Origin of the sequence: Aporhodopirellula sallentina SM41 (genome assembly GCF_000346505.1) — a bacterium.
Lineage (GTDB): Bacteria > Planctomycetota > Planctomycetia > Pirellulales > Pirellulaceae > Rhodopirellula > Rhodopirellula sallentina.
This window is the reverse complement of the sequence record NZ_ANOH01000168.1, coordinates 1-19,123: the sequence shown is the minus strand read 5'-3', so window position 1 is coordinate 19,123 and position 19,123 is coordinate 1. Positions and strand designations below refer to the sequence as shown.

General features: G+C 55.4%; 15 protein-coding genes and 1 pseudogene. 7 read left to right on the top strand and 9 right to left on the bottom strand.

All coding sequences use genetic code 11. The features are described 5' to 3' along the window. Together RSSM_RS10980 and RSSM_RS33135 are read left to right on the top strand one after the other, a co-directional pair. Window positions 1–2,294 (top strand): autotransporter family protein (locus tag RSSM_RS10980; protein WP_044302271.1); only part of this gene is annotated, 2,294 nt, incomplete at its 5' end. 252 nt (window positions 2,295–2,546) lie between these two features. After that, a complete protein-coding gene (locus RSSM_RS33135; RefSeq protein ID WP_144059732.1) occupies window positions 2,547–2,753 on the top strand; it encodes a hypothetical protein in 207 nt (68 codons plus the stop codon). Between the two features lie 327 nt (window positions 2,754–3,080). Here RSSM_RS33135 and RSSM_RS33675 read toward each other — a convergent pair whose 3' ends face one another. Next, window positions 3,081–3,608, bottom strand: a complete 528-nt coding sequence (locus RSSM_RS33675; RefSeq protein ID WP_160168123.1) for a hypothetical protein — start codon at window positions 3,606–3,608, stop codon at window positions 3,081–3,083. A gap of 172 nt (window positions 3,609–3,780) precedes the next feature. After that, complete coding sequence (locus RSSM_RS10965) at window positions 3,781–4,242, bottom strand: DUF1016 N-terminal domain-containing protein (protein WP_044302270.1); 462 nt, start codon at window positions 4,240–4,242, stop codon at window positions 3,781–3,783. A gap of 342 nt (window positions 4,243–4,584) precedes the next feature. Between RSSM_RS10965 and RSSM_RS10960 the strand changes: the two genes are divergently transcribed. From RSSM_RS10960 to RSSM_RS32420, 5 genes and pseudogenes are all read left to right on the top strand, one after another. Further along, the gene (locus RSSM_RS10960; RefSeq protein ID WP_008678022.1) at window positions 4,585–4,944 is read left to right on the top strand and encodes a hypothetical protein; all 360 of its coding nucleotides are present in this window, start codon (window positions 4,585–4,587) and stop codon (window positions 4,942–4,944) included. Between the two features lie 283 nt (window positions 4,945–5,227). Next, window positions 5,228–5,782: an RNA 2'-phosphotransferase gene (locus tag RSSM_RS10955; protein ID WP_008678020.1), complete on the top strand. Its 555-nt coding sequence runs from the start codon at window positions 5,228–5,230 to the stop codon at window positions 5,780–5,782. Window positions 5,783–6,290: 508 nt separating this feature from the next. Continuing rightward, complete coding sequence (locus tag RSSM_RS10950; RefSeq protein ID WP_008678015.1) at window positions 6,291–6,848, top strand: hypothetical protein; 558 nt, start codon at window positions 6,291–6,293, stop codon at window positions 6,846–6,848. Window positions 6,849–6,905: 57 nt separating this feature from the next. After that, window positions 6,906–7,958, top strand: coding sequence for an ADP-ribosylglycohydrolase family protein (locus tag RSSM_RS10945; protein ID WP_008678012.1), 1,053 nt, complete (start codon window positions 6,906–6,908; stop codon window positions 7,956–7,958). Window positions 7,959–7,973: 15 nt separating this feature from the next. After that, window positions 7,974–8,399, top strand: a pseudogene (locus tag RSSM_RS32420) (M28 family peptidase); the annotation flags it as partial. Here the strand turns inward: RSSM_RS32420 and RSSM_RS10935 are convergent. The 7 genes from RSSM_RS10935 to RSSM_RS33670 form a co-directional block, all read right to left on the bottom strand. Next, on the bottom strand, window positions 8,372–10,174 hold the full coding sequence (locus RSSM_RS10935) for a DUF1592 domain-containing protein (RefSeq protein WP_261340254.1): 1,803 nt from the start codon (window positions 10,172–10,174) through the stop codon (window positions 8,372–8,374). The pseudogene RSSM_RS32420 and the gene RSSM_RS10935 sit on opposite strands and share 28 nt — an antisense overlap. A gap of 161 nt (window positions 10,175–10,335) precedes the next feature. Next, a complete protein-coding gene (locus tag RSSM_RS10930) occupies window positions 10,336–11,967 on the bottom strand; it encodes a LamG-like jellyroll fold domain-containing protein (RefSeq protein WP_008678008.1) in 1,632 nt (543 codons plus the stop codon). After that, window positions 11,964–12,497: a sigma-70 family RNA polymerase sigma factor gene (locus RSSM_RS10925; protein WP_044302277.1), complete on the bottom strand. Its 534-nt coding sequence runs from the start codon at window positions 12,495–12,497 to the stop codon at window positions 11,964–11,966. Before RSSM_RS10925 ends, RSSM_RS10930 begins: the two co-directional genes overlap by 4 nt. A gap of 434 nt (window positions 12,498–12,931) precedes the next feature. After that, the gene (locus RSSM_RS34675) at window positions 12,932–15,577 is read right to left on the bottom strand and encodes an alpha-L-fucosidase (protein WP_236621074.1); all 2,646 of its coding nucleotides are present in this window, start codon (window positions 15,575–15,577) and stop codon (window positions 12,932–12,934) included. Window positions 15,578–15,679: 102 nt separating this feature from the next. Next, a complete protein-coding gene (locus tag RSSM_RS10905) occupies window positions 15,680–17,062 on the bottom strand; it encodes an alpha-L-fucosidase (protein ID WP_008678000.1) in 1,383 nt (460 codons plus the stop codon). Between the two features lie 128 nt (window positions 17,063–17,190). Beyond that, window positions 17,191–18,648: an alpha-L-fucosidase gene (locus RSSM_RS10900; RefSeq protein ID WP_008677999.1), complete on the bottom strand. Its 1,458-nt coding sequence runs from the start codon at window positions 18,646–18,648 to the stop codon at window positions 17,191–17,193. Between the two features lie 187 nt (window positions 18,649–18,835). Further along, window positions 18,836–19,123, bottom strand: a 288-nt coding sequence (locus tag RSSM_RS33670; protein ID WP_044302268.1) for a hypothetical protein, incomplete at its 5' end; no start/stop codon positions are given.

Below are 19,123 nucleotides of genomic sequence, written 5' to 3'. Positions count from 1 at the left end.
GAGGCGGTGGCGGTTCGGGCGACAACAGTTCCGTTGCGGGCAACGGTGGCACTTTTGGTGGCGGCGGTGGCGGAGGTTACTACGCTGATGGCGGAGATGGCGGAGATTTTGGTGGCGGTGGTGGTGGCGGCTATTTCGGAGCAGGCGGAGACGGCGGAGATTTCGGCGGCGGCGCTGGAACCGGCTACAACGGCGGCTCAACCGGCGGATCCGGCGGGTTCGGTGGCGGCGATGGAGGGACAGTGTACTACGGAGGTGACGCTGGTGATGCGATGGGTGGAGCGATCTTCGTCCGCGAAGGCGGAACACTTTCGATCATCGACAGTGCATTCACCAACAACGGCCTGATCGCAGGCACCGGCGGGGCCGGAGATAGCACGTCTGCAGATGGAGCCAACGGCCAGGCAATCGGTTCAGGCATGTACCTGCACACCGGTGTGACCGCTGGCTACCAAGTCAACACCGGAACGTTGACCCTTGCCGACGATATTGGTGGCAGTGGATCATTGACCAAAACAGGCACCGGCGAACTGGTTCTCTCGGGAACCAATACTTACACCGGAGCCACCACGGTCAGTGCCGGACGCTTGGTCGTCAACGGTTCGCTGGCGGGCAACACCACCGTGGACACCAACAGCGAATTGGGCGGCAGCGGCACCATCTACGGCGACGTGATCAACAACGGTACGTTCGCTGCGGGGAACTCCATCGGGACGATGACGATTGGCGGAAATGCAAGCTTCAATTCAGGTAGTACCACCGAAGTGGAGATTCAAGCCTCGGCCACCCCGATCGCCGGCACCGACAATGATTTAATCACCGCCGACACGGCGACGATCAACGGCGGTGACGTTTCCGTTTTGGGCGCCGTGGGCAGCTACACCAACGGCGCGAAGTACACGTTCCTGCAAACAGCGCACGGTTTGAGTGGAACGTTCGATACAATCACCGATGACCTGGCGTTCTTTGATGCCCAACTGGGTTACGATGCGAACTCGGCGTTCTTTACGCTCATTGCCAACAGCACCGACTACGCGTCGGTGGGCGGTTCAGGCAATCGTCAAACCGTCGGGTTCTACATCGACGAGAACTCTACGGGAGCAAGCGGCGATTTCGGCAGCGTGCTCGATGAATTTCGGTTGCTGACCAACGCTCAAGTTCAAAGCGGATTGAGCCAATTGAGCGGTGAGGTTTACGGCAGCCAGTCACAGGTGGTGATCCAAGGCACCAACCAGTTGATCGGCACGATCGGCGGCCAATTGCGATCGGGGATGTTCGGCGGCGGCTCAGGTAGCAGCGGATCAAGCGGGAGTGGTTTTGTCAACGCAACACGATCAACTCGCCCCAGCGTCACGGGATCGAGTTCCGACATTGCCCTGGTTAGCTACGTCGACGCTTCATCAACACAAACGCCTTGCGACGCACTGATCGCACCGACCTGCCATGCCGCCTACCACTGGAAGGGCTGGATGACGGGCTATGGACTCGGTGGGTCGGCCGAATCCGATGGCAATGCTGCGGGCATCCATTATGGATTGGGCGGGACGACCTTTGGCATCGAACGCTACCTCGGCGACAACGCTCATCTGGGTTTCTTCGGCGGTTATGTAGGTTCGTCGGTCAGCGCCGACAGCATGGACCAAACCGTGCGTGCCAATGGCGGCAACTTTGGGAGCTACCTGACGCACAGTGCGGGCAACCACTACGGGATCGCGATGGGCGGCTTGCAGTTTGACGGTTATGAAAGTGACCGCACGATTCAAGTCGGTGCACTCACTCGCACCGCCAGCGGTGAATCGGACGGTTGGCAAGGGTTTGCTTTTGGTGAACGCGGCTTGAATTTGAATCTGTCACGTTCGCGCGTGCTGCAACCTTTCGCGGGACTGCAGTACGTCTATGCTCGTCAAAATGCGTTCACCGAAACGGGAGCGGGTGCGATGAACTTGGCGATGTCGGGCGTCGACACGCATTCGCTTCGCAGCAACCTGGGTACCCGTTTGCAGTGGCAGTCATGGATGTCGCGTCGCGGCTGGGCGATCACGCCAGAGATTCGCGGCAGTTGGATGCACGAGTTCCTGGACACGACATCGGTCGTGAACGCTCAATTCGCTGGCGTGGGTGGAGCGGGCTTCACCGCCAACGGTTTGGACCTGGGTCGTGACTGGGCGATCCTTGGCGGTGGTTTCGAGGCACGTCCAAGTGACCGCTGGGAATTGCGAGCTGATTACAACACTCAGTTCAACGAAAACCAAGTACTGCACATCGGATCGGGAACACTGGCTTACCGTTGGTAAGGCTGACCAAGATGACGGAGAACCAAACGGAAATCTGAGAGGGGCAACGGGAGTTTGGCGTCGGCAAAGTTTCCGTGCTGGGCAACACCCCGGATTCTTACTTCAGGAACTTGTGAAGAAAAGGTTTCAGTGAAGAAAAGGTGGCAGGAGTCTTTTTTAGGTGTTGGTGCTTGTTTCTAGGGCATTCCGAGGAGACTGTGTCGGCGAATCGACAATTGGATGTGACCGAACTCCTTGTCTTCGAGCGGTTCGTTGACTCGCCCGAGCAGATTCGGCGAACGCGGGCTCGGACACGGCGACAGCAGTCGCGGCAGCGGTTCTCTGTTTTGGGACCAGCGATACAGCGATCCCATCGCCAACCCTCTGCCTTCCCTACCAACCCCGATCGTTTCGCGTTTCGTTCAACGTAACGGCAGCGGGCAAGGAAGTGATCGTCGTCCTGAACAGGAACGCTCTTGAATCGCCCTTGGGACACATGGCCTTCTCCCGAGCATGATTGATAACAAAATGGGATAGGAGGATTTCTGAGAAACGTACTGCTCGCTCAAACGAAAGAAAAGCCCGGATCCCGCGGCTTTTCGATCAACTCGACGCGACTGTATCCGCCGCGTTCGTGAACGCTTGATCCGGAATACCGTCGCAATCGATACCGGTTAAAGTGCTCGACCGTTCGGGGAATCGCTTTCGAGAGACTTCGGTCGCGTTCGGTTCATACCAGCGGCCTACGGTTGCCATAGCATCAAATCGGTTGATCACGAACTGAGATCAATACGGCACCGTGAGATTTCAAAGCACCCGTCGCCATGAACGACCCTGACGCATCCAACCCTGAATCGACCGGCCGCTTCGGCGTGCCCGCGTCTGACAGCGACGGTCTCGACAACAACACCCAGCCATCAAACAATCGCGGCGATGATTCGTGGAGCGATCCGGGCAGCCGCAACTCGGGTTCATCACGAAAGGCTCGTTCACGTTCACGACGTCGCCGAACGGGGAACGCTTCCGCATCCCACCCGCGAAGAGCAAGTCATCGTCTGTCGAGAGGATGGGGGCGAATAGATCCGTGTGCACCCGATTCGGATCATCCGCACGTCCGGTCAGCGATGCATAGGCGCGGTAGGCAGGGTCATTCGCGACGTAGGCCAGCTTTCCCTCTTCGTCGTAAACCGTTCCTGGTACCTGACCGTGCAGTGCCGAGCCCATGCTCAACAGCATCAACGCGTGAACGGTGAGGCACAACAGCCAGTTCTGCACAGGAAATCCCCAGTAAACACTTGGTTCTTGCGAGGGTGCTGTCCCCCCATCTATAGCCATGTCATTTCCGGTATCGGTGGAATCTTCCCTACAATCAATCAAACTTGCCAACATAGCGATATTTTTGGGTTCTCATTGCACATGTGAACACAATTTTGGCATTGTGGAGCACCTCAACGCTCGATCGCGATATAGGGGATGTCCCTCGCCCCGGCACATCTCGGTATAGAACTCACGTTTCAGCCCGTCTTTCACTCGGAAGGTTGGTGACGAAATGGCTCCAGATCAATTGTCGTGACAGTGTCACACAAATCTGCTTGCGGTATTCCACCTGCTTATTTTGCAGGATGTCAGTCCGAATCCGAGTTCCAACTTGCCAGTAGAGACTCACCATTGTGGCGTTCACCGTTCGTACGAAGCCCGTATGTGCCTCCGAGATCAAATCACTAAGTTCGCTCACCAAATTGTTCGGCACCCGATCGCCGGCCGTGTTGGTCGGTATCGCTCGTCGGGCCGGTTTGTCCTGAGAGGACCAGAGTAGCGCCAGCGTGCAAAGCGATCCGTCTTTTCGGAACCGCGTCGGATCATGGGTCGGGTGGTTTGGCGAGAGCACGCTGGAAACCGCGATTGTCGCGGATTGGATTCCCGCCAAAGCGAACCTTTGTCTCGCTTGGTAGCTCAGTGGGTAGAGCATCGAGTTGTCTGATCGAAAGCTTCGTCGATCGCTTTACTGGTATCCATGGGCGATCGATTGGCCTTGCCCGCTCAAGCAAACCCGGCTGACTGCTGAGTTGGCTCTCAACTTCAGTCGTTTGAAGTTAGAAAAGTGACGCGTGAAAAGAGGACTGTGGGTGCATCCTGCAGGCTTCCGATTTCCCGCCTCCAAAATACCGTTTTCATTTCTCTTTGTTCGTGAGAGTAACCATGCGTGTGCAGTTTTATTTCTTCGTCATTGCAAAATCCGGCGCCGAGTAATCGGATGCCGGACGACGGCTTAGTGCACATTCAAAACTACTTTCATCAAGCGATATGAACTATGGAAACCACAACCAACTTCGCGACGAACGTGGCAGCACGCGTCGCCGGAGAAGACATCAAACGAGGTGACTACGTCACCGCTTTGACGGAGATCTACGAACTGCCCTCGTTCCTGTGGTGCTGCTCCGGCGGCACGCTGGCGGCGGACGAGCCGGTTCGATCGGTCTACAAAGCGAGTGACGCTGGTCAGCCAAACAAGGTCATCGCCGTCTGCTTGCCATTCGTTTACACCAAGCAAGCGAGAGGCGGTACCGCCATTTTCGACATCCGCAAGCACCAGCTCGCCCGGCTTGATCGGGACTCTGGTCGCAAGGTGTGGAAGCGATTGCGGAAGAACTTGAAGAAGAAACGGAAATAGCAAACGCTTCGCCGATCCGAAGCTGGTCTGCATCGACATTCGCCCTGTACGGCAACACGCTGTACGGCAACACGCAAGCACCCGATCACCAGGACATTCTGTATGTCAGAGGCTCCTGTGACGCCGTGTTCCACGTAGTTCGAAATTTCCTAGAATCCGACGTAGGCGGTTTCGTCCGCGAGGCCGAAGACATTGAGCTGTAGGACGAAAGGCTGAACATCAAAACGCTCGCGATGGAAACCTCTGTCGCGAGCGTTTTCTCGTTTGCGGTACCATTTGAGTCATGACATCTAACGACAAAATCGTTTCTACGAGCAAGTTCCTCAGTTTGGTCCTTCGGCATCGGCCCGAAGTGATTGGTGTGAAGCTAGATCGTGAAGGTTGGCTCGGCATCGACGAATTGATCCGCCAAGCCAACGCTCGTGGAAAAACGCTGACGCTCGAATTGCTCCATGATGTGGTCGCCACGAACGACAAGAAGCGTTTTGCATTGAGCGATGATGGCCTGCGAATCCGAGCCAGCCAAGGGCATTCGGTATCCGGCGTCGAACTCAAGTTCGAGCGGAAGTCACCACCCAAGATCCTCTATCACGGAACGGTCGCCGCCTTTCTCGAAGGTATTCGAGCGACCGGCCTGCATAAGCGATCTCGACACCACGTTCATCTCTCGCCCGATGAAGAAACCGCGAAAAGAGTTGGCTCGCGACGTGGCAAGCCTATCATCCTGCGAGTCGCGGCCGAAGCAATGCATCGTGACGGGCATCAATTCTATCTTTCCGCCAACGGCGTTTGGCTCGTCGACGCGGTCCCGGCAACCTATCTGACTTTCCCCGGATGAATGGGATTGCGATCCACCGATGTCAGGTCCGATGAACACCGTGGGGAGCTTCAACTAGCCATTAACGGCACGGTAATCGATCCCAAGGCGGATGTGTGAAATACGGCTTTCAGTTCTCATTCCTTGCAACTGCGATTTCAGGCTCTGCGATACGTGCGGGATCCTGGTCTTGGATATTACCGTGTCAACGTTTTCGTTTAGAACCTCTCTGAAAACTTGGCGAGTTGGTTAGCCGGAGGGTGCTGGTCTCGGTTGGGGCGTGTTAACCGCGGCTAACGCCGATCGGCTGATTGGTAATTGGATCGGTTTCTAGCATCGTTGGAGTGAGATATCAGCTTTCCATGCCTGGGATCGTTGAGGAACATCCCGATGGTTCGTGCTCGACGTTGGTGTTTGTTTGCTACCGAAACGCGCCTCAGCCGCGATTGTCTCTTACTTGCTACAATCAATCACCTGGCATGGCTGTCTTTCGCCTGTAGCGGTTTCGAATGGGAGGTGAATCGAAAGAATGCACACGGTGGATGATGATCTATCCAAACGGCAGGCTGTTCTGGAGACGGTCTTTGGCTTTTCTCAATCCGATTTAGTCGCGAATCAGTCCGGTGAATTATCGGCAGCTCAGAAGAAACGGGTTTCGAGTAAGCATTACGCCAATTCACGTTTCGCGTGGGTGGCCTTCACGGTCATTTTTGGAGTTGGTTTCCTTGGCTTCTGTGCAGACATGCTTCGCACAGGCACCTTCGGGATTCATTCCTTGTCAGTGTATGTTGGTGTGACAGTGTTCTTCGGGCTGATTCTTTGGGGCTTTATCCTTTATTACCGGAATCAGATGAAGCGAACTCTTTGGGACGGAAAGATTTTTCCTGTGAAAGGCAGAATCCAGTTGTTCACGATGCGGCATGAGAAACTACTGCATCGGTATTTTGGTGTTGACGATCATCGCTTTCAGATTGAGCGATATGATTACTTTGAATTGCTGCGGCAGTCTGGATTGGCAGGACAGGAAGCCATTATGTACGTTTCAACGCCGCGGAAGGCTATCCAGTCGGTTGAGTTGAAAACCTGACTTTTCTCTCCTATTTGCGGGATGAATCTTGAGTGCATCGTATTTCGAGGAGATTCAGTGAACTACCACGCGATCGTTGGATGCATTCTGGGGACGGCGGTTGGTGATGCGTTGGGGTTGCCCTATGAAGGAATATCGCCGCAGCGAGCTGCTAGGTTGCTTGGTCCACCCGACCGGTATCGGTTCTTAGTCCGTCGCGGCATGGTTTCCGACGATACCGAACACACCTGCATGGTTGCTCAGTCGTTGATTGACGCAGGTGCGGACGTTCCGAAGTTCACCCGCAGTTTTGCAAGACGTTTGCGATGGTGGATTTTGGCTTTGCCAGCGGGAGTTGGCAAAGCGACGGCGCGATCGGGAATCAAGTTGTGGCTCGGGGTAAGTCCAGCGAAGGCAGGTGTGTTTTCCGCCGGAAATGGCCCTGCCATGCGCGCAGCGATCCTGGGTGCTGCCCTGAACGACGTTCCGTCAATGCTGAACCTAGTGCGAGCCTCGTCGCAATTGACCCACAGCGATCCGAAAGCCGAATACGGAGCAATCGCGGTCGCGTTGGCAGCCAAGCACAGTCGGGACTATCAAGCTATCGATGCGAACCTTTGGCTCGATGAAGTTGTCGATGTCGTGGGAAATGGTGGTGGGGAGCTAATCGACTCGTTCCGGCGAGTGATTCGCAGTTCTGAGACTGGCGAATCTACCAGGACCTTTGCCAATTCGCTGGGCCTGAATGATGGTGTGACCGGATACACCTACCACACCGTCCCCGTCGCAATCCATGCTTGGCTTTCTAATCCGAAAGACTTCCGCAAGGCAGTCACCAGCACCATCGAGTGCGGAGGCGATGCGGATACGACGGCCGCGATTGTCGGTGCCATCGTAGGTGCAGGTGTCGGACGAGAAGGTATCCCCAATGAATGGCTCGACGGCATTTGGGAATGGCCACGTCGTGTCTCTTGGATGGAGCGTCTCGGTGAGTCGCTGGCCGATTCACTTGCCGGCGATAGCTCGGTGAAATCTCCCACCCTCAATCCAATCGCAGTTCTTCTGCGCAATCTATTGTTCCTGTTCATCGTTCTCTTTCACGGTTTCCGCCGACTCGCTCCACCCTACTGATGTATTGACTGACCAATGAATGGGGACCGCGACACGATCGAAGAGAATTTGCGGCTGCATGTCGATCGGCTTGCGGGGTTGATCGGTCCGCGCACCCTGAGCAAGCCGAAAACGATTCGAGCCACGATCGGCTATCTCGAAGGTCAGTGGTCCGGTATGGGGCTCAGTCATTCGCGTGAGTGTTACGATGCGATGGGGGACGAAGCGACGAACCTGATTGTTGAACGCCCCGGAACCAAGCGGTCTGATGAGATCGTTGTGCTCGGTGCTCATTACGACACCGTGTTCAGTACTCCCGGTGCCGATGACAACGCATCCGCCGTCGCGGTGTTGATCGAAGTCAGCCGTTTGCTGCGTGAGCATACCGGCAAGCGAACCGCCCGCTTCGTCGCGTTCGCCTGTGAGGAGCCGCCCTACTTCAACATGGATGCGATGGGCAACCACTGTTGCACGAAGTGTTTTGAGAATCGCTTATGTCGAGGATCGGCAAGCATGCGACGTGTCTGATGGACCAGGTGATCCGGACGGCTCAGCAGACCCTCCGCGGCGAGGTCGAGCAGTTCATCGTCGGGAGTGCTGCACCAAAGGAAGATGGAAAGACGTGTCGCCAGGTCAAAATCGTTCACCGTGCGTGATGCACCCGAAGCCGAATGATCGGACGGCACGAGATACAAGAAACGTGGAGAGGACAACACCGCAGCCAGCGTTTCAACCACGGCTTGTTCGAAGTTGATGCAGATCGGCCGCACGCGGGCGAATAGTTCCATCTGCCGATCAACTTCCGACTCGGTCACGCTGCGTCGCCAAGCTCGACGCATGAAACGTGAAACGATTTCTCTCGCGTAGTTTTCTTCGTTATTGGGGTTTTCGCTTTCAATGAAGATTGCCGAATGCGTCTCCGGTGGCCATTTGTCATAGACAGGAGCCGACACCTCGACATAGTCGAATTGAATGTCTGCGGAAGGGGCAGATGAGGTGTTCAATAGTCGGATGTACTCGGAAGGGTTGGTTTCGCCAACCGCGCCGAGTTCGACCCTTTGGCGTGCCGGGTTGCGAGGATTGATATCGCTCAATGGGATGTCCCATTGATAGAACACCGGCTGATCGGGAGTGGCGTCGACAACGGTGTCACGCGTGCTGATTCGGAACGAAGCTCGTTGGTCGCTGTCTCCTTGCCATCCAAATTCGAGAGCGAGTTTGGGAGCAGGGTTTGGGTTTGCGGATGCTCGCGAGGCTCGGACTTTAACTCGCATCGTCCCTTTGTCGGGTACGCGGTTTCCAAGTTCGACAACCAACCGTTGCCTTGGTGGTAGCACGGCGATGAAGTCGGAACGATCAGGCACTTCAGGACGCGAAGTCGTCGGTGACCACGCATGCACGGCTCTGGCGTAAGACCAGATCGCAGGAACCGATTGGCCGGTTCGGGTGTTCTTGTAATAAGCCCGCCTGACACGCGCGGTGTCGTTTTCACCTCCACCGCGTCTCTGGGCGCGTCCCCGTGCCGATCGCTGGTCGTCTCGCTGATCAGTTCGTGATTGTGTTGCCGGCTTTTGACTCGCTGCTTGCTTGTTCGTCGTTTCGAGTTCAGCAAACTGGCTCGCCGATGCCTGCTCCGACGAAACGCCCCAATACAACACCTCGGGACGCCCACCGCTGACCGTAACCCGATTCAGAGCACGCCGATTGACTTCCAAGTACTGCGCATATTGCTTGCCGGTCATTTGCAGCATGTTGGAGCTGTTCATGAATCCATCGGGAGAGATGGGATCGGGCGGCAGATTCTTTGTGATATCCAGTTTGAGCCCGAGCAGATCCCGCAACGCGTAGTTGTATTCGTATCGCGTTAATCGGCGAAACGACGAACCACGATGCTGCGACCGTCGCACCTGCGAAGCCTTCTGAAGTTCCGTAGAGAGCCACTCGATGATCCTCTCGCGATCTTCGTCAGGCAGATCAGCGGCATCCTCGGGAGGCATCTCGCCGTTGCCAATAGCCGACGAAACCTCCAGCCACCAACTGACATCCTCTCCGTGCAGAAGGTCTGGATCCAACGTGTCGATTCGCATGTCAGCTTCTGCGACTTCAGGTCCGTGACACCCGTAACAGGCATCGCGAAACGCAGGTTCGATCTCGGCACGAAATGCATCCAGGTCTGGTTGCGGCGTTTCAAAAGTAGTCTTATTCGGGAGCGGTTTGCGGAGGTTGGACGCCCGCATTCCGGCTACCTTCAATTCTTCGAGCGACAGCCTGTCGGTTGTCACGAACTCCTCCGCTTTCGCATGGCCTGGCAAAAGAGTATTCACAACCGAGCCGACCAGCAAAACCGCAACCAATGTTGAATGCAACATCGCCATTGGAAAGGAAGATAGGCGGATTCTCATGGTCGTCCAACCTCGTGAATGCGCCGCACTTCTTTGCCAAGGAGAGCTTCGTTGAAGACGATCAGTTCATCCATGCATCCGTTGAGATTGCGGATGCCTGGTGCATGATGCGGTTCAGGCTCACTCCAGTTACCGATCGTTGCGTTGCCTATCTCAAGGAGACCGCCAGCAAACGATTTCAACCGATGTTTCTTGGCGACTTCTCCGTTGACGTAGTGTGTCACGAGCGATCGTTCGGAGTCATAGACGGTTGCCAAATGCGTCCACTGGCCGAGACGGAAGGCATTGAAAACCGATTTGGCTTGGTAGTTGATCGCGTTGTCGCCCGGATGCTGCACACCGAGAACAAGATTCCCGTCGCGGCGAATCTGCCAGTGAGGGGAGTTTTCTCGGAACCCGTCGGTCAGCAACAGCGAGCTATGCATTCGGTCGAGCCCGTCCACCCGCACCCACGTTGAATAGGTCATCGATTCAAACTTGCCTGGCACGTTGAGTCGCACGCGATCACCGGGCCTTTTAAACTGCAGTGACGACTTGCTCGACCATCGGCCCTGTGTCCATTCGCATCCGACAATCGCTCCCTCGATGACAGTGCCGTTGCTGCCATAGCCAGTCAGGACACGATCGTCCGAGGAGTTTCGCTCGAACGGGAAGTACGCGACAACGCGCGGGTCGTCTCGCAATGAGTCACGAAAAGTTCGCCAATCGCGATGCGTCTGCTGTTGTTGAAAAGCAGACATTCGGTTGAGCCGACTCGGTGAGACGAAGTCGGCATTGCGGGAGCCCACCGGTTTCGAAATCCCGTCGCGACCGACGGAGACCGCGTCGCCCGCGTTGAGTTGAACCCGTGTGCTCAGATCGCGATTCGATTCAACAGCAAAGAGTTCGACCGCCCCGTCAAACACATGCACTTCCACCGAGCCGTCGTCCAAGATATCAAGCCCGAAGTCTGTTCCGAGATCGACCAACTCAACGTTTGGAGCAAGAACAGCAAAGCCTCTCGCGGGCTCGGGAACGCGTGCACGAAGCCGTCCCGCTCTGCAGACGACGCGAGACTCGTCGAGGATTTCGATTTCCGCAGGGCCTTCTGCGACCACGGTCGCGCCACCATAGAACTCCAACTGCAACAGACCCGAGTCCCACTTCATTAACCCCGGCGGGATGGTTTCCCCAATTCGCCAATTGGTCGATGCGGCGCCTTGAAGGCCGGCGGTACGGGTCAAGACAGCAACGCCTGTGTCCTTGACCGCGGTCGGCTTGGCGATGATCCCCCGTGTCCTTTGAGACCGCGTGTTGTTCTGTTCGCGGTCGATCGACTGGAGCGTTAACACCGATGAAAATAACAGCATTGCCGCAGCGGTTAACCAACCGGCCGGCCCGAGGAAATGCGGCCATCTTGATTCGTATGGTGGCAATTGCGGCGCGTCGTGAACACGACACTCCGCAACCGACTCGCGTTTGTTTGGCAAAGCGGCGAGCACCGAATCAACGTTCAGGTAACGCAGGTATTCCAAGCGAAACTCAGGGTCAGCCCGGAGCAGTTCTTCCAACTGAGCGATTTCCTCATTGGTTGCCTCACCATCTAGGCATCGCCGAATCAGTTCGAGTCGAGCGTGTTGGTCGTTCACGAGTAATCCTCGGCCGCGAGTTCGCGTTTGGCGCATTCCATCAATTGCAAACGAATGCGGTGGAGTTTTTTGTAAAGAGTCATTGATGTCCAGCCGAGTGTTTTGGCGAGGTCTTTGAGTTTCGCGCCCGGTTGGTAGGCCGATTGCAAAAGCTCTCTTTGGTCGGGTCGCAGTTTCCGCACGCATGTTTCCAACGCGTTGCGTTCGTGGTCGAGCCTGTTGGCTTCATCCTGGATGGTACAACCGAGCAGTTCCGCGACATCGTCTCCGAACAGATGACGATCCCGCGCACGGTCTCTCCGGAAAGCCAACGCTTCCATCCTGGCAACGCCGAACGCCCATCTTCGAAAGGAGTCACTGTCCAACGAACTATCAAACTTTCGCCATAGGACGACGGCCACTTCTTGCATCACTTCTCGCGACTCTTCCATGTTGAAGAGAAGCGAACGGACGAATAGCCGTAGCATCTCCTCGTGCTCCATGAAGAGCCGAAGAAAGTGGTCATGTTGTTCGCGCTCAGACTTTTCCATGAATCGATTTGCTCCGCCGACGGTATGCTCCATCGATCGTTAGCATTTGCCGCAGGAAATCGAAAAAGTAGCGTGTTTCGTTATCCTGCGAGTGTTTTTGCACTGTTGGATGAACACGTTCGCGTTCGCTCAAACTTCGCTGAGACGTCGAACGCGGCCGGCCAATATTCGAATCGCTCGACGGAAGTTCACTGCGAGCGGCGCTTCGGTACGATCATGGATGGCGACGTCCCCCGATGCAGGTGATCCAGGTGTCGGTTACGAAACGAACCGTGGTGGTTGGGGCGATTGATCATGCGTCCCATTTGGGACACGCGACCCGTGAGAACTGCCTGCATTTGCAGATCGCCCGAGTTTGCAGATTGCGAGGGTTCTATCGCATTGTGCCAGCGGAATCGATATCCGCTGTCTCTGCTCCGCCTGCACGCGGTTCATTACTTCCAAACGAGGTTTGCCGTTTCGTTTTCGATGTCGAGCGTGACGGAGGCGTGGGTGAACTCACGCGTGTAAACGTTGCCGTTTTTGACTGCAGGCCCTTTGGGCGGTCCCAGCGGTTTGTCATATTCGGAAAAACGTTGCAACCAGACTGAGCTGTCGTTGTTGTTTACGCTGTACCCGTCATGTGGATAAACGTAGCTGTACTTTTCGGCACAGACTAGGAAAAGGGCCAAACAGTACTCCAGTCTTGGTTGGGTGTTTTCACCCGGTTGTAATCTTTGGCGAGTGTCATCGATCCGAAGGCCTTTTGTCGCGTCTCGCCCCAGCCCCATCGACATGCAGATGATTTTTCCATCACGAGCGGCGCGTTGGGTTGCCGCGATGCCTTTGGCCAAATATTCGAGTCGCGATAAGCCATTCGCTTGGCTTTCGATGCCTTCCAAATACGATCCGTCAAAGTACTGCAGGTAGTCCAACCCGGAGTGAGGCAGTCTCGCTCGAATGATATTCGCGATCAGAAGTTTAGCAGACGGAGTTTGGTTTCGAAGATCTTGCATCATGGTGGCGTAGCCGTCGGTGACTGCTTGTTTCTTTGCAACGCCGATCTCCTTCTTCAAGAATGCTTGTTCCAATGCCTTGATGTTGCCGTCCAAAAAGATGCCGTCAATCGCATCGTGTTCGGTCATTTCGACGCAGTGATCGACCCACCATCGGCGCAAAGCCGGGTTCGAGAGGTCGTAGACTTCTCGGACACCTCGATGCAGTTTTGTCTTGCCGTTTCGTGCTACCAGAAAGGCACCCGGGATCTGATTCAAGCCTTCGTTCACCCGGTACGTTCCGTAGTTGCACATGACATTGCGATAGTACAGAACCTTCGCTTTGGGGTTAATCTTCTTAATGGCCTTGGCTGCCTCGAGCGAACCCTGCTCGGAAGACCCGTACGTTTTACTTCCCGTTGTCTTTTCTAACGTGATCACGGGGAAGCCGGCCAAATACTCGATTTCTTCGCGGCTGAACTTGGCGGATTTGCGCATGTGCATGTACAGCGGAATCGTGTCCCAACTGAACTCCGGGTAGTGTGCCGGACCGATTGTTGCCGTGGTCGATCCGTTGATCGTCTCTGTCGTTTCGACGGCAAGGCCAGCGGGACGGATGCGAAGCCCGATGATGGGATCTCCCGGCAGTGTTTTGGGGAGCTCAATAGTGAGCCCTTCGGCGGTCCGATTCCACGTCAACGCTTCATCGGTGCCGAGCAACTCGATCGTGCCGATCTCTTCCTCGTACAGCCCGCCCTGAGCGAGTGTCTTGATCGTGATGTCGGTGGTCGGTTTGGCCAGGACAAACGCGTAGAGCGTATTGCCTTTGCACGTGTAGCGAATGTCTTGTTGGCTGAAAGGATGTTTGTTTTCTCCTTGTCGGCCGTCCTTCATTTCAAGCGGCCCCTCGCCGAAGGTTTTCCACGGGCGCGTGCCGTAGATACCTTCACCGCATGTTTTCAAAAATGCTCCAAACGTCGTCAGGTAGGCGGCTTGGTTTTCGGGGAGAGTCCCGTCTCCACGAAGGGCGACATTGAGCATCACGACTCCGTTCTTGCTGATCGCATCGACGGCGTTGCCGACCATCACCGGAATGCTCATGTGGTTGACGGCCGTTTTCCGATAGAACCATCCGCCCGAGAGATCGGTGGCCCACATCCAAGGCTCGGGTTTGATTTCGCCGGCGCTGCCTCGTTCCAGGTTGTACGTGAACGCTGCCTTGGGCTTGTTGCCGTTCTTGCAAGAAAACACGACAGTTTGTTTTCCTCCGTTCTCCTTCAGGTCTCGATTGACGAATGAAGAGAACAGTTTGATTCCCAATCCTTTCCCTTTTTTCTCATCGGGGAACGGTGCGTCATTGTTAAACATGTCGGGATCATACTTATCGATGATCTCCCAGCATCGGTCGTACCAATGCTGGTTCCAGCTATCTTGGCTGGGGTAGGCTTTGGGGTCGTAGTCCATGTTGAAGAGTTTCCACGCTAGTGTCCCTTCTTTCTGATACGGGCGGGCGGTGTGGAAGAACCGAGGCGACCAATAGAGGTGCGTTGAGACACCAAATTTCAATCCGTGTTTTTGAGCAGCCTCTTTCCACTCTTTGAGCGTATCGCGTTTGGGCCCCATGTCCACCGAATTCCATGGGTGAGATGAGTCGTACATGTCGAAGTTATCATGGTGACAAGCGACCGGCATGACGAACCGAGCCCCGTTGTCTTTGAAGAATTTCACGAGACCTTCCGGATCCCACCTTTCAGCTCGAAAGAGCGGCACGAGATCCTCGTAACCAAACTCAGACGGTTGCCCGTAGCGCTTTTTATGGAAGTCCGTGAGATCCTGCGTCATCTTTCGCTGGGCACCGCTTTCGGTGGCCGATGGGCCGTACATTCTCCGGCCATAGTGTGAACCGTCGTTGGGGCGATTCTCGTCGATTCCCGATGGCACGCCCCAGTGAGTCCAAACGCCGATCTTCCCGTCTTGGAACCATTCCGGGACTTGATAGTGCTGCGACATTGATTCCCAGTTCGGATCAATCTGTGCGGCGCATCGGTCTGCCGTGCCAATGTTCAACAGGAGGCAGGCCAGTGTTCCTGCGAAAAACTTATTCATGTTGGTCTCGTCTTTTACTCGATTGCTTTTTTGGTTCATTGCCGGGGGAAGTCCGGAGGCGGCAGAGCGTTAGCCTCAAGGATCGCGTTTGTGGGTTCGGCGTTACTCGTCGGTGACGGCTTTGGGAAGCGTGTGTCGTCCCGCATTTCGGTTTTGGCGAATGTCGGTGTGTCGTGTTCTGCGATTGGTATACCAGTGATATTTACCCTCTGCGTCAGGATCGGCCTTGATGGCAGTTTCGTATTCCACTGCGATGACGGTATTTCGTGGATCGGGTGATGTGGCGGGCACTTCAATTTTGGTGACATGACCGTCGGCTTCGTATGAAAGCGGCAACGCCCTTTGCTGCGGGTCGGCTAGGAAGTATGCCTTGGAAGGTTTACCGATGATGCCGTTGAACTCAACGCCTTCGGGGGGCCACTCGAGAACATGCAGATAGAGCGTTTTGTCTTTTTGGGTCATCGCTCCCCACCAAAAGTCGAAGTCGACCGGAGAACATGTCGTGCCGTAGATCGACTCGCCATTGGCCTGCATCCATTGACCAACTTCACTGAGTCGTTCGATCTCTTCGGGCAGGAACGTGCCTTCGGGGGTCGGGCCGACGTTGAGGAGAAGGTTCACTCCCCGGGCGGTGCACAACGCTAAGAATTCAATGATGTCCTTCGGACTCTTCCAGGCATCGTCGGTGCGGTCGTAGCCCCAGTTGTGCCGCATGGTCATGCACGTCTCGGTGTCCTCGGTCATGCGTTTGACAGGGAGCATCCGGTCAGGAAGCGAGTCAAAGTCGGCGTATTGCCGCTTTTCAGTCGGTACCCGACGACTGTACAGCCGACTGCAGATCGCAGCATTCGGTTGCAGTTCGCGGACCCGAGCACCCTGGGCATCGGCTTCGATCACGTCGTTTCCGCCGGTGTCGAACCAGAGGACAGAGATCTCGCCGTAGTTGGAAAGCAGTTCATCGAGGTTCTTCTCAACGAGGTCGAGATATTCCTCCGTCGACAGGGTTCCTGGATTGCCCCTTCCACGCGATCGGTGATACCAGTCCTTGAACTGCGAATAATAGACGCCGAATTTGATGCCCTGTTTGGCACATTCTTCTGAAAGCTCTTTGATGATGTCGCGACGGAAGGGGCTGGCGTCGATAACGTTGTAGTCGGTTGCATCGGTGTCAAAGAGGCAAAAGCCATCATGGTGTTTGGAGGTGATCACCATGTACTTCATGCCTGCCTGCTTAGCCGTTTTGACCCATTTGGCGGCATCGAACTGCGTGGGATTGAACTGGGGCGACAAGGCATCGCGGTATTGTTCTCTCGGGATCTTCGCGCTGTTCATCAACCATTCCGCGCTCGCTCCTCCCTGCTCTTTTCCATAGTCTTTGCCTTCCCATTCACCGCCGGCCACCGAATAGAGCCCCCAGTGGATGAACATGCCGAATTTGGCGTCGCGGAACCATTGCATCCGCTCGTCGGTTGTCTGCGCGCTCACTGATGAGTTGCACAACAATGAGCAAACAAAGACGAAAGTGGACAGCGTTCTGATTTTGATTGGCATGGTCGGAATTCTGTTGAGAGATGGTGGGGTTCTGATGTAGATCGCGATGAGTTCAGCTCAGGTCAGTTGGTGTGGATTCGAAAACCGTTGACGATTTTTCCGGGCAAACTCTCTGGCAGCTCAATGGTCAACGCATCGGATGTTCGCTCCCACTGGATCTGCTCACCGCTGCCCATCAATGAAACGTCGAGGATCTCTCGCTCGAGCAGCCCGTCGGTTGCGAGAGTTTTGATGACGATGTCCTCATCGGCTGGGGCCAACACAAACGCATAAAGCACACCGTCCTTTTGCGTGAATCGAATGTCTTGCTGCGAGAAGTCTTTGTGGTTTTCGCCCTGACGGCCGTCCTTGATCTTCAGGGGGCCTTCGCCGAAGGTTTTCCAAGGGCGACTGCCATAGATTCCTTCACCGTTGGTTTTAAGAAAATCACCAAACGCGTTGAGGTACGCTTGCTGTGTTTCGGGAATGACACCGTCGCCGGTGAGTGCGATGTTGAGCATGACGATTCCGTTCTTGCTGATGGCATCAACAGCGTTGGCAACCATGACAGGGATGCTCATCTTGTTGGTCGCGGTAGCGCGGTAGAACCAGCCGCCCGATAGATCGGTTGCCCACATCCATGGATCGGTTTTGATTTCCCCCGCCCCGCCACGTTCGAGGTTGTAGGTAAAGGCCTTGCGGTTCAGGTCCGGGTTCTTCGTGGAGAAAACCACTGTTTGCTCGCCGTCGTTTTCGTTCAGGTCGCGATTGAGATACTCGGCGATGAATTGTGGAAACTCATTCTTCGGGTAAGGGCCGCTGTCATGGTTGAACATGTCGGGATCGTACTTCTCTACGATTTCCCAACTGCGGGCGTACCAATGTTTGTTCCAACTGTCCTGGTTCGCGAAGTTCTTCGGGTCGTAGTCCATGTTGAAGAGTGTCCATTCCGGCGTTCCTTCTTTCTGGTATTTGCGGGCCGGTCGAAACCATCCCGGTGACCAGTAGAGGTGCGTCGAAATCCCGAATTTGAGACCGTGTTTGGTGGCAGCCTCTTTCCATTCCTGCAGGGTGTCCCGTTTCGGACCCATGTCGACGGAGTTCCATGGATGGAAAGAGTCGTACATGTCGAAATTGTCATGGTGACAGGCCACAGGCATGATAAAGCGGGCACCGTTTTCTTTAACGAATTCCACCAATGCGTCCGGGGCCCAGTTCTCACCTTTGAATAGCGGGATCATCTTTTCGTATCCGAATTCCGATGGTGGGCCGTAGCGTTTGGTATGCCAGGCACTCAGTTCCTGGGCGACTTTCTTTCCACCTCCGTACATGTTGCGGCCGTACCATGAGCCATCGTTCGGACGATTGGGATCGGCGGCAGAAGAAATGCCCCAGTGAAACCAGACACCAATCTTGCCGTCGACCAGCCACTGAGGGACTTCGTAGTGTTCGGCCAACGATTCCCATGTTGGCTGGACCTCTTGGGCCTGAATGGGGCGAGTGAAAAAGATCAGGACGATCACGACAGCGAGGTATTTCATTGGTTCGGTTCTCAAGATTTCGTAGGCTGATTCATGAAGAGAGGCGAGTTGGACTCACCGTGTCACCGTGTCACCGTGTCACCGTGCCACAGTGCCACAGTGCCACAGTGCCACAGTGCCACAGTGCCGACGTCTTTGAATAATCGGAACCGGTTCATGAGTCTGACGCCGCTTTGTTTGTTGTTTGCTATTTGTCGATGTTGGCGGGGAATGTGACCTTGAGAACCGTGTCGTATTGGTTCAGCGGTTCATCGTGCAGTGTGATCTTGAGCGTGTCCCCTTTTTGAGCAAACTCGGCTGGATCGCCGTTCTTCAGGTACACGACGGAAGACGCCGTTGCGGGCAGGTCGGTGACATTGATTGTGTCGGATTCGGGCCAGTGGAGGATGTGCAGATAGAGAGCTTTGCCGTCCTTGCTGACTGAAGCGTCGCCCCATTGCGGACGCGTTGGCAACGGATTGCGCCGGGTTGCGTA

What these genes read in the sequence shown, in the direction of transcription:
- RSSM_RS33675 (WP_160168123.1), bottom strand. Translation starts at nt 3,608, where the DNA reads ATGGCTATAGATGGGGGGACAGCACCCTCGCAAGAACCAAGTGTTTAC.
- RSSM_RS10965 (WP_044302270.1), bottom strand. Translation starts at nt 4,242, where the DNA reads ATGCTCTACCCACTGAGCTACCAAGCGAGACAAAGGTTCGCTTTGGCG.
- RSSM_RS10960 (WP_008678022.1), top strand. Translation starts at nt 4,585, where the DNA reads ATGGAAACCACAACCAACTTCGCGACGAACGTGGCAGCACGCGTCGCC.
- RSSM_RS10955 (WP_008678020.1), top strand. Translation starts at nt 5,228, where the DNA reads ATGACATCTAACGACAAAATCGTTTCTACGAGCAAGTTCCTCAGTTTG.
- RSSM_RS10950 (WP_008678015.1), top strand. Translation starts at nt 6,291, where the DNA reads ATGCACACGGTGGATGATGATCTATCCAAACGGCAGGCTGTTCTGGAG.
- RSSM_RS10935 (WP_261340254.1), bottom strand. Translation starts at nt 10,174, where the DNA reads ATGCGGGCGTCCAACCTCCGCAAACCGCTCCCGAATAAGACTACTTTT.
- RSSM_RS10925 (WP_044302277.1), bottom strand. Translation starts at nt 12,497, where the DNA reads ATGGAAAAGTCTGAGCGCGAACAACATGACCACTTTCTTCGGCTCTTC.
- RSSM_RS34675 (WP_236621074.1), bottom strand. Translation starts at nt 15,577, where the DNA reads ATGAATAAGTTTTTCGCAGGAACACTGGCCTGCCTCCTGTTGAACATT.
- RSSM_RS10900 (WP_008677999.1), bottom strand. Translation starts at nt 18,648, where the DNA reads ATGAAATACCTCGCTGTCGTGATCGTCCTGATCTTTTTCACTCGCCCC.